This window comes from Paenibacillus sp. 4624 (assembly GCF_050435065.1).
Taxonomy (GTDB): domain Bacteria; phylum Bacillota; class Bacilli; order Paenibacillales; family Paenibacillaceae; genus Paenibacillus; species Paenibacillus amylolyticus_D.
Window position 1 is genome coordinate 864,875 of record NZ_JBNDJR010000001.1, and the last position, 14,150, is coordinate 879,024.

Annotated in this window: 11 protein-coding genes; 4 read left to right on the forward strand and 7 right to left on the reverse strand. The window is 47.7% G+C overall.

Annotation, left to right across the window (positions count from 1 at the left end; genetic code table 11):
• Positions 1–72: 72 nt before the first annotated feature.
• Positions 73–1,305 carry a right-handed parallel beta-helix repeat-containing protein gene (locus ABIE27_RS03885; RefSeq protein ID WP_429349985.1) on the reverse strand — a complete coding sequence of 411 codons (1,233 nt, stop codon included), beginning with the start codon at positions 1,303–1,305 and terminating at the stop codon, positions 73–75.
• A 737-nt stretch (positions 1,306–2,042) separates the two neighbouring features.
• Positions 2,043–3,635 carry a catalase gene (locus ABIE27_RS03890; protein WP_429349942.1) on the reverse strand — a complete coding sequence of 531 codons (1,593 nt, stop codon included), beginning with the start codon at positions 3,633–3,635 and terminating at the stop codon, positions 2,043–2,045.
• A gap of 201 nt (positions 3,636–3,836) precedes the next feature.
• Here ABIE27_RS03890 and ABIE27_RS03895 point away from each other — a divergent pair, with 201 nt between their 5' ends.
• The gene (locus ABIE27_RS03895) at positions 3,837–5,819 is read left to right on the forward strand and encodes an ATP-dependent DNA helicase (RefSeq protein ID WP_429349943.1); all 1,983 of its coding nucleotides are present in this window, start codon (positions 3,837–3,839) and stop codon (positions 5,817–5,819) included.
• 358 nt (positions 5,820–6,177) lie between these two features.
• Here ABIE27_RS03895 and cysK read toward each other — a convergent pair whose 3' ends face one another.
• The 4 genes from cysK to ABIE27_RS03915 form a co-directional block, all read right to left on the reverse strand.
• On the reverse strand, positions 6,178–7,152 hold the full coding sequence (cysK, locus tag ABIE27_RS03900; protein ID WP_429349944.1) for a cysteine synthase A: 975 nt from the start codon (positions 7,150–7,152) through the stop codon (positions 6,178–6,180).
• A 216-nt stretch (positions 7,153–7,368) separates the two neighbouring features.
• Positions 7,369–7,755, reverse strand: a complete 387-nt coding sequence (locus tag ABIE27_RS03905; RefSeq protein WP_123062307.1) for a hypothetical protein — start codon at positions 7,753–7,755, stop codon at positions 7,369–7,371.
• 618 nt (positions 7,756–8,373) lie between these two features.
• The gene (locus tag ABIE27_RS03910; protein ID WP_123062306.1) at positions 8,374–8,607 is read right to left on the reverse strand and encodes a hypothetical protein; all 234 of its coding nucleotides are present in this window, start codon (positions 8,605–8,607) and stop codon (positions 8,374–8,376) included.
• Entirely contained in the window at positions 8,604–9,641 is a 1,038-nt protein-coding gene (locus ABIE27_RS03915; protein ID WP_123062305.1) for a nucleotide-binding protein, read from the reverse strand. The genes ABIE27_RS03910 and ABIE27_RS03915 overlap by 4 nt, the downstream gene beginning before the upstream one ends.
• A 901-nt stretch (positions 9,642–10,542) precedes the next feature.
• Here ABIE27_RS03915 and ABIE27_RS03920 point away from each other — a divergent pair.
• Positions 10,543–11,277: a YitT family protein gene (locus ABIE27_RS03920; protein WP_123062304.1), complete on the forward strand. Its 735-nt coding sequence runs from the start codon at positions 10,543–10,545 to the stop codon at positions 11,275–11,277.
• 198 nt (positions 11,278–11,475) lie between these two features.
• Here ABIE27_RS03920 and ABIE27_RS03925 read toward each other — a convergent pair whose 3' ends face one another.
• Complete coding sequence (locus ABIE27_RS03925) at positions 11,476–11,961, reverse strand: DUF2188 domain-containing protein (protein ID WP_429349945.1); 486 nt, start codon at positions 11,959–11,961, stop codon at positions 11,476–11,478.
• Between the two features lie 190 nt (positions 11,962–12,151).
• Between ABIE27_RS03925 and ABIE27_RS03930 the strand changes: the two genes are divergently transcribed.
• Complete coding sequence (locus tag ABIE27_RS03930) at positions 12,152–12,952, forward strand: lipid II flippase Amj family protein (protein WP_429349946.1); 801 nt, start codon at positions 12,152–12,154, stop codon at positions 12,950–12,952.
• A 583-nt stretch (positions 12,953–13,535) separates the two neighbouring features.
• On the forward strand, positions 13,536–14,141 hold the full coding sequence (locus ABIE27_RS03935; protein ID WP_123062301.1) for an anthranilate synthase component II: 606 nt from the start codon (positions 13,536–13,538) through the stop codon (positions 14,139–14,141).
• The last annotated feature ends 9 nt before the right edge of the window (positions 14,142–14,150 follow it).

A 14,150-nucleotide genomic window follows, 5' to 3' on the forward strand; every position in this document is an offset into this window, starting at 1 on the left:
ACTACCGATCAGGCTGGCATGGGGAAGGGGACTTTGCTTTATAAATTATTCTTTTATCTCACCGACCTATACCTACCGCGCTCCAATATTTTTCCCCGCTGGCGTACCAGACCCAATCAGGTCACTGCCACCTGCAAGCTTCAGGAAATTACCCAATATAGGTGTGCCGTCTGCGGCACGGGTTACCGAAGGCATAAGGGAGACGAAGTCGTCTGCGCTGGCGAGCAGGCCTTTGTCGTTAACGCTTTTTTTGTTTTTCCACCAGACGTTGGTACTGCTGACATCGGTTCCGCTGGTTTTGTCGCTGGCGCCGCCTTGGAAGGACAGGTTGTTGGTGAAGATATGGGTACCTTTGTCAAAGGCGAAGTTGCTTTGTCCATTGTTCCATGAGGTGTTGTTGGTCATCTGGATCGAACCCGGATTGCTGTTATAGGTAAAGCCATGCTTTTTGTTATTAAACGCAATATTGTTCTCGACAATATGGTTCACGGCAATTTTTTCGCCGCCCAGCTTGAAGCCGTTACCATCACTGTTGGAGGTGGAGGTTCCATCAGCGGTGGCGCCGTTACCGTATGCGATACTGTTGCGGATCGTCACTGCACCGATAGCGCCTGTGTCTGTTTTACTATAGAGATCCCAGCCATCGTCCACGTTATAGGCGGCAATACAGCCGTCAAAGACGTTCCCTGGACCGACCGTCAGCTTGGCGGCAAAACCGTCCGCATCCTCGCCGTCATCCGGGTCATAGTTGTTGTGGGAGTAGGAACGAATGACTTCGTTATATGAAGGCCATTCACTTTTGGTAGCCGTTGAAGCATAACGTCCGATCTGAATACCTGTATCCCGGTTGTGATGCGCTTCGATCTGCTCCAGACGGTTGTAGCTGCCACCGATGAAGATACCGTTATCGCCCGCACCTTTGACTTCAAGACCCTTGACGAACCAGTAGTCTCCGAACATTTGCAATCCCCGATTCGTGGAAGCAAAGGTTTGAGCCGAGAAATCGAAGACAGGTTTTTCCGATCCGTAGGCGACCAGATTTTTACGTTGTGAAGAGGTGCCGCTGTTGCCGCGTTCGATCGTAATCGTTTGCGAGAAGCTGTAGGTTCCGCCGCGCAGATAGATCGTTTTACCCGGGGCGATCTGGGTCAGAGCGTTAGCGAGTGACGTCGGACTGTTGATCGTTCCCGGATTGCTGGCAGAACCGTTAGGAGACACATACAAATCGCCCGCAGCCAGCGTGATATTGGAACTGTTCACCACTGACTCTGACGCTGAGGTATTAGGTAACCCGCCTTCCAACATTTCTGCGGCACCGACCGAACCACCACTTAATAGTAATAGAGGGAATGCGGCACTAAGACAGATGTTGGTCATTTTGGATTTCAGGGAACGCTGGGATCGTGCAGATGCATGAGTAGATGTGGAAGGGAATAATTTCATGATGCAAGCCTCCTTGGTTAATTGGAATAAAAGATCGAGCTGGCGGAAACCGAGTATGGACTGAACAAAGCAGAATAGAGCAGAACAGAGCAGAACAGAACAGAACAGAGCAGAGCAGAGAGTACCTTCAATGAAAGCACGATATGGTACATCATGCGCTTCGTCCTACCGTCCGGCTAGCTAAAAGGTATCCACCAGAACACAGCTTCATGGTAAATGTTGTAAACGTTATTATCAATAATCATTTGATCAGGTTGCGTTTAAGACTGGCAGGACAGGCATAAGCGCTCCGAATCCCATCCAATCCACAAGGGAAATGTAATCCGATCATTGGCTGATCGCCTTTTTTTAACGAACCATCGTCTGAAATGAACGTGAATATGCCTGTTTTTCCCAGGCTGATCACACGAGACTTATCCCTAATCCATCGCTTTGAACTTCACTTTTCTCCAAATCAACAGCTGTCACCACACAAAAAGCCCCATAAGCGGCTGCCAACACAGGCATCCAGACTCATGGGGTGATACTCTCATCTAACTTTTTATACGACAATACTCATTCAATTACGGACAATACTCGTTCGGCTCATCTAACGCCAATTAATACCCATCCGTTTCCCGACTACGCTTTTCGGCTTGTTCCACGGCTGGATCATGTTTCGGTTGTACCGTAGCACTATCGTCTGTGGATACAGCAGCCAGTCCTTCTGCCACACGTCGCCCGTAATCCGCATCCGCTTGGGTAAAATAAGAGATCATGCGCTCCCGGATATCCGGTTTGCATTGAGCCAATGCACCGACCATGTTGTTGATCAGCTCATCTCGCTCCCAGTCCTCGAACGCCCGGTACGTATCCCCGGCTTGTCCAAAATCATTCGTACGTTCAATCTTCTCCCGCACCAGATGGCCTTCCACCAGCGGTTCATGCTCTTTACCACGCGGCTGCGCTTCTGTTAACCCCCCTAGCGAAGAAGGCTCGTAGTTCACATGTGGATTCTGACCCGGTGCCCGATCGACTTTATATTGCATTTGCCCGCCGCTTTGATTGGTAGCTACCCGGTTCTTTGGCGCATTCACGGGTAGTTGCAGATAGTTGGCACCCACCCGGTGACGCTGGGTATCCGAATAGGAGAAGGTACGTCCTTGCAGCAGCTTGTCATCCGAGAAATCAAGCCCGTCCACAAGAACCCCCGTTCCGAATGCGGCTTGCTCCACTTCATTAAAATAATCCTCGGGATTGCGATTCAGCGTCATTTTACCTACAGGCAAAAACGGAAACTGATCCTGCGGCCACAGCTTGGTCGGGTCCAACGGGTCAAAATCCAGCTCCGGATGTTCACCATCCTCCATCACCTGAACGCATAGCTCCCATTCCGGATAGTCACCCTGTTCAATGGCATGATAGAGATCGAGCGTAGCGTGGTTGAAGTTCTGGCCTTGAATTTCACTGGCGTCCTTTTGCAGCAGGTTGCGTATGCCTTGTTTCAACGGTTCCCAGTGGTATTTGATGAGCACACCTTTGCCGTCCTGGTTCACCCATTTGTATGTATTTACACCTGACCCCTGCATCTGACGATAGTTCGCTGGAATGCCCCACGGAGAGAAGAGAAAGGTCACCATATGTGTTGCTTCGGGACTAAGGGAGACAAAATCGAAAAAACGCTCCATATCCTGTGCGTTGGTCAGCGGGTCGGGTTTGAAGGCATGCACCATATCCGGGAATTTGAGCGGGTCACGGATGAAAAAGATTTTCAGATTGTTGCCGACCAGATCCCAGTTGCCGTCTTCGGTATAAAATTTAACTGCAAATCCGCGCGGGTCCCGCAGCGTCTCCGGGGAATGCCCGCCATGGATGACGGTCGAGAAGCGTACGAACACGGGCGTTTGTTTGCCTTTTTCCTGAAAAAGACGTGCTCTCGTATACTTCGATACGGGTTCATTTCCAGCCGTTCCATACGCTTCAAATACGCCATGAGCGCCAGCCCCACGGGCATGCACGACCCGTTCCGGGATACGTTCGCGGTCGAAGTGTGTAATTTTTTCCAGAAAGTGATAGTTCTCCAGTGTGGTTGGACCGCGGCTGCCCACGGTTCGTACGTTCTGATTGTCGGTAATCGGATGGCCCTGCCGATCTGTCAACGTTTCGTTGGATGGGTCTGAGGAATGCCCGGATGGTGAAGAATGTTTATCCATGGAGTGGCATACCACCTTTCCTATAGTTGGATTTCTGTATATATTTTCCCTGTAGTCAACATCTATACATAGCCCTATTCAGGCTTCTCTATTAACCAAGTGAAAAAAAGCTTGTCACTTACCTCATCACATGCGATAATTAAATTTTGCCCTGCGGCCTTTTTTGAACGGAAAATGGATGAAAGAGGACCGCGTCTAAGAATGGAGGCTGACCCAGGATTGTCTACACAACGTTACCCTTTTGCATATGATCCGGCTGAACCTTTTGTATCCCGTCTGGGAGAGTGGGTTGCCGATGTGTTTTATGATATTTTGCCAGAGTCCGGCTTCGAGGTACGGGACGAACAGATTTTTATGGCGTACCAGCTCGAACGGGCCTATGGAGATAAAAAGACGATTATGGCCGAGGCCGGCGTAGGAACAGGTAAAACACTCGTTTATCTGCTCTACGCGGTTTGTTATGCACGTTATACGGGCAAACCGGCGGTGATCGCCTGTGCCGATGAGTCTTTGATTGAACAGCTGGTGAAGCCGGGCGGAGATATTGCGAAGCTCGCTGAACATCTGGATTTGCAAGTGGACGCGCGTCTTGGCAAGTCGCCAGATCAGTACGTCTGCCTGAACAAGCTGAGTGCCGTCCGATTCGCCGATGAGGATGCGCCAGTGATTGAAGAGGTGTACGAGAGTCTGCCGGAATTCGTGAACACGCCGGGAACACTACAGGCTTTCCATCCGTATGGTGACCGCAAGCAGTATCCGCATCTGAACGACCGCCAGTGGAACAAGATTAACTGGGACCCGTTTCAGGATTGTTTTGTGTGTCCGAAAAGACAACGCTGCGGCCTGACGCTATCGCGTGATCACTACCGTCGTTCCAAAGACATCATTATCTGTTCCCATGATTATTACATGGAGCATGTGTGGACCTATGAAGCGCGCAAACGAGAAGGACAACTGCCTTTACTGCCTGACCATAGCTCGGTTGTATTTGATGAAGGCCATTTGCTGGAAGAAGCGGCACTGAACGCCCTGAGTTACAAGCTGAAGCACCGCATTTTCGAGGAACTGGTTACACGTCTGCTTGAAGGCGAGATTCGTGAAACCCTTGCAGAGCGAGTAGATGAGGCGATTGAAAGCAGTGAGCGATTGTTCCGCTTGCTGGATACGTATACGGTGGCGATTCCCGGCTCGGAACGGAAAGAAGTGCGGGTAGAGGCTCCGCTGCTGCGTGAGATTGAACGATTAAACGGCGTGCTGGATGCGATTGGAGAAGAGCTGGTATTCGAAAGCGGTTTGTTCTCGCTGGATGGGTATCAGATGCGTGTCGTGGAAGAGCATTTGGATATGATCCAGACGGCTTTGTCCCTGTTCCGCAAGGAGGATGGTTACATCTGCTGGGCGGAAGAGAGCGAGGATGAGACGACATTGTCGATCATGCCGCGTACCGTAAAAGAAATTCTGAACGAGCGTGTGTTCAACACGGGTATTCCGATTGTGTTTTCGTCGGCTACGCTGTCTGTGGACAACTCATTCCGTTATGTGGCGGATAGTCTGGGGATTGACGATTTTGTATCGTTCTCCGTCGCTTCTCCTTATGATTACGCAGATAAAATGCAGATGAAAATTGCCGAACAAGCTGTTCCAGGCCATGCAGAGAACGAAAACCGTTTGCGTGATGCGGCGGCTTTGCTCCAAGAGAGCGGCGGTCGGGCATTGATCCTGTTCCGTACAATGGAGGAACTGCGCGCATTCAAGCAGGACATCGTTCATGTCCCTGAAGCAGAAGGATTACGCTTTATGTACGAGGGAGACAGAGAGATCAGTGACCTGATCGCAGCGTTCCAGCAGGATGAGGAGAGTGTGCTGTGCTCTGTCAATCTGTGGGAAGGTCTTGACGTTCCAGGACCATCGTTATCCAACGTGATGATCTGGTCACTTCCGTACCCACCGCAGGACCCCGTGTTTAATGCCAAACGGAATGCATCGGCTTCGCCATATGAAGAGATTGATCTGCCGTATATGCTGCTGCGTGTGAAGCAGGGCCTTGGACGTCTCATTCGCACAAGCAGTGACTCCGGTTCGGCCGCGATTCTGGATGAGTCACTCTATACCCAGAAGGAAGCCAAAGACCGCATTGCCGCTCTACTTCCCGAAGGTGTGGAATGGACAACCTTGGCACATTAATCGGTAACCAACTTTTCTAAGCGTTAAACGAACATGTAGGCGCAGCATGGATGTAGCACGGGACGAGGGATTTCATGTTTTGTGATGGATGTTTGTCATTCATATTTTGTGATTCATGTTTCCGCTGCATGCCTCATGTCTTATGTCTGATACCTGCGCTCTGAGCGATTACTTTTGTGTTGCGAAAATTAAAAATAAGCTCCTGTTCTCTTGGATACATGATCCGAGGTGAGCAGGGGCTTATTTATTTTGATTAGCTATTCGGTTATTCATTTGGTTCTCGATTTTGTTATGCGATATGAACGTAGAGCTTGTTGTGTAAAGATTGTCGGGTTAGGGATCGCTGCCTTTGGCCTTGTTAAAAAATACCCATGCTCAAATACCGTTCCCCGGTATCCGGCGCAATGCAGAGCACCCGGTGCCCCGGCCCCAGTTCCTTCGCGATGCGAAGGGCGGCCCACACCGAAGCGCCAGAGGAAGGGCCGAGCAGCAGCCCTTCCCGGGCAGCAAGCTGCCGCATCGTATCCAGTGCGTCCTCATCGGACACCTGGATGATGGCATCCCATACGTCGGTATTCAAGATGTCCGGGATGAAGCCCGGACTTGTACCGACGAGCTTGTGCGGTCCGGGCTCGCCGCCGGACAGCACCGGGGAACCTTGCGGCTCCACCGCATAGATGCGGAGGGCGGGAAGCTGCTTGCGCAGTTCTTCGCCCGTTCCGGTGATCGTGCCGCCGGTTCCGGCCGTAGCGATGAAGGCGTCCAGTCTGCCATCCATCTGCTCTATAATCTCAGGCGCCGTCGTGATTCGGTGGATATCCGGATTCGCCTGATTCTCAAACTGCTGCGGAATGAAGCTGCCCGGCAGTTCGGCATGAAGCTCCTTCGCTTTGCGAATGGCACCAGGCATCCGCTCCGCGGCAGGCGTAAGTACAACTTCTGCGCCATATGCCTTCAAAATGTTGATGCGTTCCTTGGACATGTTGTCCGGCATGATGAGAATTGCTTTGTAGCCTTTGGCTGCGGCATTCATCGCGAGGCCAATCCCGGTATTGCCGCTGGTCGGTTCGATAATGGTTGCCCCAGGCTGCAGCAGACCGTCTCGTTCAGCCTGGGCGATTAAGTTGTAGGCGGCACGGTCCTTGACGCTGCCGCTTGGATTGAAATACTCCAGCTTGACGAATACGTCAGCGGAGTCGCTGCCTGTAAGCCTGCTGAGTCGAACCGCAGGGGTCTGGCCGATCAGTTCCGTCACATCCGCGGCTACGAGCGGATGTGGCTTTGTATTATTTTTCGAAAATGAAGGTAAATGCGAATTTGAACTTCTATCCATAAAGTACAGCTCCTTGATTGAAAAGACGTGTAAGATATATCCGTTTCCCGTATTGGAATGGTTGGATATGTCTTCTCCATCTTAATGAACATCGCTGGCGATGGTCAAGCTGTTCAAAAATCATCATTCGAGTGGAACGCTGGGATTCGCAGTGCTTCCCTTTACCATATTGTTTTGGAAACGGATTGCACCTCATACCTCGAAAACCAATCGTACTCAGGTTTGCGTCAGATCCATCTGCAGATGGCGGCTCAGTTCTTTTTTGACCTCATTACGTGCAAATGTCCAGAGCATATAGAACTGTTGCATGTATCCCCTGCACAAATAAACGGTTTCAATGCCATCCTTTCCCCGTGTTTCCTCCAGAACTTTCACGCCACGGGTTCTCATCTGTTTTCTCAGTCCCAGCATCTCCTTAAGTACCTCATTCTGAATACGGGTGAGCGACAGAATATAGACCTCGGGCATTTTCAGAAGCAACGTATCCAGTGCTCGAATATCCCGTTCCAGTACATCGAGCAAAAGGGTGCGTACAACCATGCCTTTGATCAGGCGGTGATCTTCATCGGAAGGGGAGGGGGCGGAAGTAGAAGAGGATGTCATGCAATTCACTTCCTTAGTCTATAATTGGAATTTAATGTTTACAGAACATGTGTTCCTATATTATAATCAATATATGCAAAAGAGAACCGTTATACAACCGAGAAATAATGGAAATGGGTTTGTTCTCGATTTTAATCGTTTGTATAGAAATTTAAGTTGAAGTAAGGCGAACTCATCATTCATCTCACTTAAGTCTAATTGCCGAGTAAGAGCACATGATTTGCGTTACAACATATGTGATGTGTTAGTTGAGAAGTTTGTGGTTTTCAAATGGGTGAATACTTGTCAAGAACGGACAAGCTGACTCCAAATTTTAGGTATAATTTATGGGTTTTGCAGGAAACCTAAGGTCAGATGCAACGTCAACTTGGTAAACGATATATTCGGAGTTCACGTTCCTTGCATGCGGATATTGTAATTAGAAATAACATTGAATACATTGAGGAATTGGCAAAACGAGCATCAAAAAAGCCCTGCCTTGGGCGGCAGGGCCTTGAGTATATGCTGCCGATACAGCGGCAGTCTAAATGTTAGATGTGCAGAGCAATAAAATATAAGCTTCTTCCTTAGTAAACAAACAACTAGAACAAAAGTCTGCAACAGATTTTTTATCCCTTATTAAGCAAGATATTGAGGTTTCTCGTAATAGGCATCTTTTTCTAAAATGACCTTGTAAGGCCGCTCCTTGCCCTTCAGTGATGGGCCGATGGTAACGAGCGGTACGGCCGGTTTGTGGAAACGATCCTCTTCCTTGGGTTCCGGAACCGGTCGTGATGAATCAGGCGCAGAACTAAGGCGAACTTTCTTCTCGCTGCCCCAGCGCTTGCTTATTTTTTTCATTTCCGGTCTCATTCCGGTTCGCCTCCTAACAGATCGTTGATGGCGTTAAACAGTTGACGATTTTGCAAGTCAATGTGCTGAAACACCGCCTCATCCGCTTCAATATGACCAATAATGTGAACGGTAATTACATACCTCTTGGCTACAGGATAGCACAGCAGATACTCTTTCTCAAGGTAATCGTCGTACAGATTTACTTTGATTTTGTTTTCTTGATATGAATCGACAACAAGAATGCGTTTAGGATCATCCGGCGGTTTGTCATCATTGGCGGACAAGTCGTATTTTCTGCCGGGTTCTCCAACATTACCACATAATTGCTCAATATAACCATTACCATCTGTACGATAGATCGCAGTGCCGCGTACAGTGAATGGTGGATGTGAAACAAAGGCACTTCGCAACGCATCACTCATGCGTTCGAGCATCTGGGCATCTGCTTTGCGTGTGCGCAGCAATTCCCTAAAGAAACGTAGCAGCTTGAATAGCTGCAGTCTTGCCTGATCTTCGGAGCGTTTATGATTCTCGATGATACGCTCGGCTTCGGGATCACTCCAGCGTCCTTGCTCTTCAATGCTGTCTGCGATCTTGGAGCAGGCTACAGATACGGCGGGAGCCCATTTTCCGTCAGAACGAATCTCATATACCAGCGGATTCAATCCCAGCAGATCGGTGGGCATCCGCAATCCTTCGACTTTGGCAGCATCCTTGATGTCCGTAATATCTTCAGGAAGAATGAAAAAAATACGCTTTCGTCCCAGACGGCCCATAAATAGACCCATTTCAAGCATTGTATTATCCCGAACCGATGCGTAGTACTTCCCGCGAATTTTGGATATGTCATCCGGATGGAAGATAAAAATGGCAAAGTCCGTTGTGCGTACCTCAGTTTCCAGATCGTCCATGGTATAACTGCTTGGATTAAATACCCCCGAGTACCACGGGGTGACTTCGGCTGAAAAACGCAAGTTTTCGTGTACAGCGGCTGCAATCGGCTTAGCTTCCAGCGAGCAGCCAATAAAGACTCTCGGCTTTAACGTTTTCATCACTCCGCCTCGCTTAAACGGTAATGGGATTCAATTGTTATATTATACCATAAAAAGCAGAGTAAGTCTGGAAACGTTTGAATTGTATGGATGATACCGTTCGATATAGTGTATGTGCATAAGGAAAAGGATTCCTTAGCTAACGACCAGAAAATAAAAAAAAGCCCGTAATTGTCACAGTTGGGTGACTGCACTGTTATATTTGAAAGCTTCGGTCATAGAATAAAGGAGCAGGTAGCACCATTCGTAAGCTTTGTTGATCCCGGTGTGCCTGTATGACCGCTGGAGCAGTCCAGAGGCTGTTTTATGCGTGTTTTTGATGGGTTGCTTGTTTAGACCCAGTTACATTGGTGTTATATAATAGAAGTACAAGCAAGTTAGCTTTGGTGTTTAAATTGAATTAAATTTAAATGCTGTGAGTTGAATCTCCCTTTCACACGTTAACGAAGAGTGCAGAACCCATCTGTAGAAGCGAAGCGCTCGCGTTTATCACAGGATTTTTCCTTTTGAAAAAAGGAATCAAAAAAATCCGGGGATAACAGCGATCGAAAGAGGGTACTGCAATCGAAGTGGTGAGTGTAAAGTGACCTGTTCAACCTTCTGCATCATTTATTTTTCAATTTAACCAAGCACAGCTAACCACAAAACACAGAAAGGATCAGGATACCATGAGTCCCCGAAGGACAATCTCCCCAAGGACAATCTGGAAACGTTACGATCTCTCATACACATAGCGCCCCTTGTAGAGTAAACCAACCGTATTTCAAAAAAACGGCTGACTCTGCGAAAGAGGGGATTGGGATGAATATTCGAAGGACGTACACGATGATTTCTTCCAGGCTTGCCTTTTGCAGGGTACGGTCGGTCTAAAAAACCAACTACAAACTGCGAGGGAACCTGTATGAAGAGAACATCGTTAACCGTACAACACGTTAAGACAGAAGCGATCAAGTTTGCAATTATGTTACTTGGTACATTTATTTTGGCATTTGCTTATTATCACATTAACTTTCAGAATCATTTATCGGAGGGCGGATTTGTCGGTCTGGCCCTGCTCGGAAAATATGCAACGGGTTTATCGCCGGCGATCGGCATGTTGCTGCTCGACATTCCTGTCATGATCTTGGCCTGGTTCATCAAAGGCTGGAAATTCATGATCCAAGCGTTGCTTGGTGTGGGTGCATTTTCCCTATTCTATGACGGCTTTGAGCGTTACTCCACACTGGTGATGAATTTTAACGGAAACCTGTGGATTCCTGCAGTACTATCCGGTGTATTGACCGGAATTGGTGCGGGAATTGTGCTTCGCTTTGGTGGAGCGACAGGCGGAGACGATATTCTCGCCGTGCTCGTCAGCCGCTGGAAGGGATGGAAGCTGGGAACGGTTTTCTTTGTCAGTGATGCGTTCGTTTTAGGATTGTCACTCTTCTTTCTTCCGGTAAAAGAAACTTTATATACAATTCTGGCTGTATGGATTGCCAGCAAAATGATTACGTATGTGGTCAGCATTCCGGCTCGCGGTACAGTGGTTACAACGTCGGCTGTGAAATTGCCGATTCCATCGGTTGCTGCCAAAGCGGTCAATGCGGCTACAGCCACAACACGGACTTCCGTGGCACAAGGTGTAACGCATTGAGCAGGCAATTCAGAATAACCCATTGCTTATACGGCATAAAAAGTATTCGGGCTTTATTAAGCGCTGACTGGATTGAAGTAAGCTCTGATTTAGAGAGGAATCCCTTTTGTCTGCAGACTCGCAGCAAGAGGGATTTTTTGTTTGCATTTGGAATGCTTTTAAATGGATGACCTGGACATTAGTGTGGTAAATGTATAATTACGATTTAAGAGAACGAGAAATTTGTCCATCCTGATTATGAATGATGGCTCGAATATGATGTTTGGTGCTCCATGCTTTAGCGGCATCAACAGCCTCCGCTTTGGTATCGTAGGTGGAATAGTAATCGGATGTACCTTCTTGTTTAATGGCCCAGCCCGTTTCGGTCGGTACAACATGAATGTTGTGATGATTCTTGGACGAGGAGACAGGTTCAGAGTGGCGCCGATCCCGAGAAGACGATTCTGAAGAAGGCGACTCATCCTGTTTTTTGGATGATGTATGAGAAGCCGAATCGGAGCCTGACGCCGTATGATCAGGGTGATTCTCATCCCATTCCTCCGCCTTGGCTGTTGCAATGGCAATAGCCCGTCCTTCTTCATAACCGTCATCAAGCAGAGCGTTGGCAATGTCGATCGCTTTATGCCGAATGCGTGGCTTCAAATTTTTCATGGATACCGGGTAATCGTTTTTGTTCCATGGCATACGTTATCCCTCCTGAAATAGTATGGATTAGTAGTATATTACCCTTAGGCCCACAGGCAAATCAGGATAAATACCAAACCAGTTCTCGTCCCTTTTCTATACTTCCGGGGGGATAGGGCGTATAATACGTTGATGAAGAAAAATTGGATAAAATCAAACATAAGAACCAATATAAAGGAGAACGTACATAATGTTCAGTTTAAGTCTGGCTCTTCCGATGTTATTCACCATGCTGATCCATGCCACAGATAGCCTCTCCTATGCACTTCGTCTTGGCGGTTTACGTACGCGTCGGATTGCTCTTGCGATATCCCTCGCAGGCATTTTGCTGCTCGTCTCCCGCACATCCAATATGGCACAGGGCCCCATGATTGGTAGTCTGGTGGATGCCGCCACCCGTGGAGCTAACCCGTACTTTGCAACCCAACTCCATTGGTTGATGGGGGCGGCAACGATAGGAACGGCGTTAGCTATTCTCTGTTTCCCGACGATGGTCAAACTCTCATCCAGAATGGTGGTGCATTTTGAAGCGGCAGGTTCCATCCCCGGCATGGTGCGCCAATTGATGAAACGCAGTAAACTCCGAAATGCAACATACTACATTACTGCACCATCCTGGGAGATGGCCAAACGTTTGGTGCAGCATGGCATGCCAAGACGGTTAATGCTGCTTAATGTAGCCGTAACTGCCATCTATACTACAGGTGTTTTGTCCAGTTTATACGCAGCGTATCTATACCCGGATCAGGCTGTTGCTGCCTCTCAATCGACAGGATTGATTAACGGTATGGCAACCATTTTGCTTACGATTCTGGTCGACCCGCGGATTTCACTCCTGAGTGACCGATCTTTGCGTGGTGAAATCCGGCTGAATCGCATGAACCAAATTTATGGCTGCATGCTGATCTCTCGTCTTTTTGGCACACTTGTAGCGCAAGTTCTATTGATTCCTTTGGCTTATTGGATCGGTTGGATTGTAAGTATGATGTGATGATAGAACTGGCATTATCAGGAATGTAACCATACAATTCTGAAGGCCAGTTTTTTGGAATTCCGGCTCAAAGTGAATCGAAAAAAAGACAAAAAAACTTATTTTGTATTGAAAATTTACATAATAGGTTATAAAAGTGCAAAATATTTAAAACAATGGTGGTATACTTATTTAATATGGGTTATTATGAAATAGGAATGTGTTTTCACTTTAATTCCCAACATATGATAAAAATTACCTGCTACATGCTGTGACGCTTCAGATAACTCCCATTTTTTACCACCCAAAGGCAACCAGACGTCGTTCTCTTTGCTTCTCCTTTACAAGTCACTTATTCCAAGGTATCAACCCTCTGATTAGATTTCATTAAGCTGTAATGAATACTATTTTGCGCATAACACAAAACAATGAACTTAATTAAACCGAACAGTCTGTTTTTTAAAAAAATCCAAGCCTAGCATTCTTGAACGGAACTTGTATCAGAACGGCTATTTACGCCACTTGTCAGACCGAATAGTCAGTCTTCTATCTCGTGAGTCATCCTTTACAAAATTTTTATTTAATATTGGGGGGAGACCTGCTCATGATCGTCATGATTGATAATTTTGATTCTTTCACGTATAACCTTGTGCAGTACTTCGCTGATTTGGGTGAGACCGTAAACGTGTATCGTAATAATGCGATTACGGTGAAAAAATTGGACGAGATATCTCCAGATTATATCGTGATTTCTCCAGGTCCATCCAATCCGTCTAATGCCGGAGTTTCTCTTGAAGTGATACGATATTTTGCTGGAAAAATTCCCATTCTTGGTGTATGTCTTGGCCATCAAGCGATCGCGCAGGCGTTTGGAGGGAAAGTGGAATCAGCCAGGCATCTGATGCACGGTAAGGCTTCGGATATCTCGCATGATGGTAAAACATTGTTCGAAGGGCTGCCGGTCGTTCTGAATGTGGCAAGATACCATTCGCTTATTGTCAATCCTGACCTGCCTGAAGAATTGGAAGTTACGGCATGGTCTAGCGAAGGGGAAGTGATGGCACTTCGCCATAAGAAATGGAGTATAGAAGGAGTGCAGTTCCATCCGGAATCCATCATTACGCCATCCGGCAAACAGATTCTGGCTAACTTTTTGCAGAACTGCTCTTACCCAAAGACAGAATCCGACTCAAGTTACGTTACGCTCTAAACTCACTTC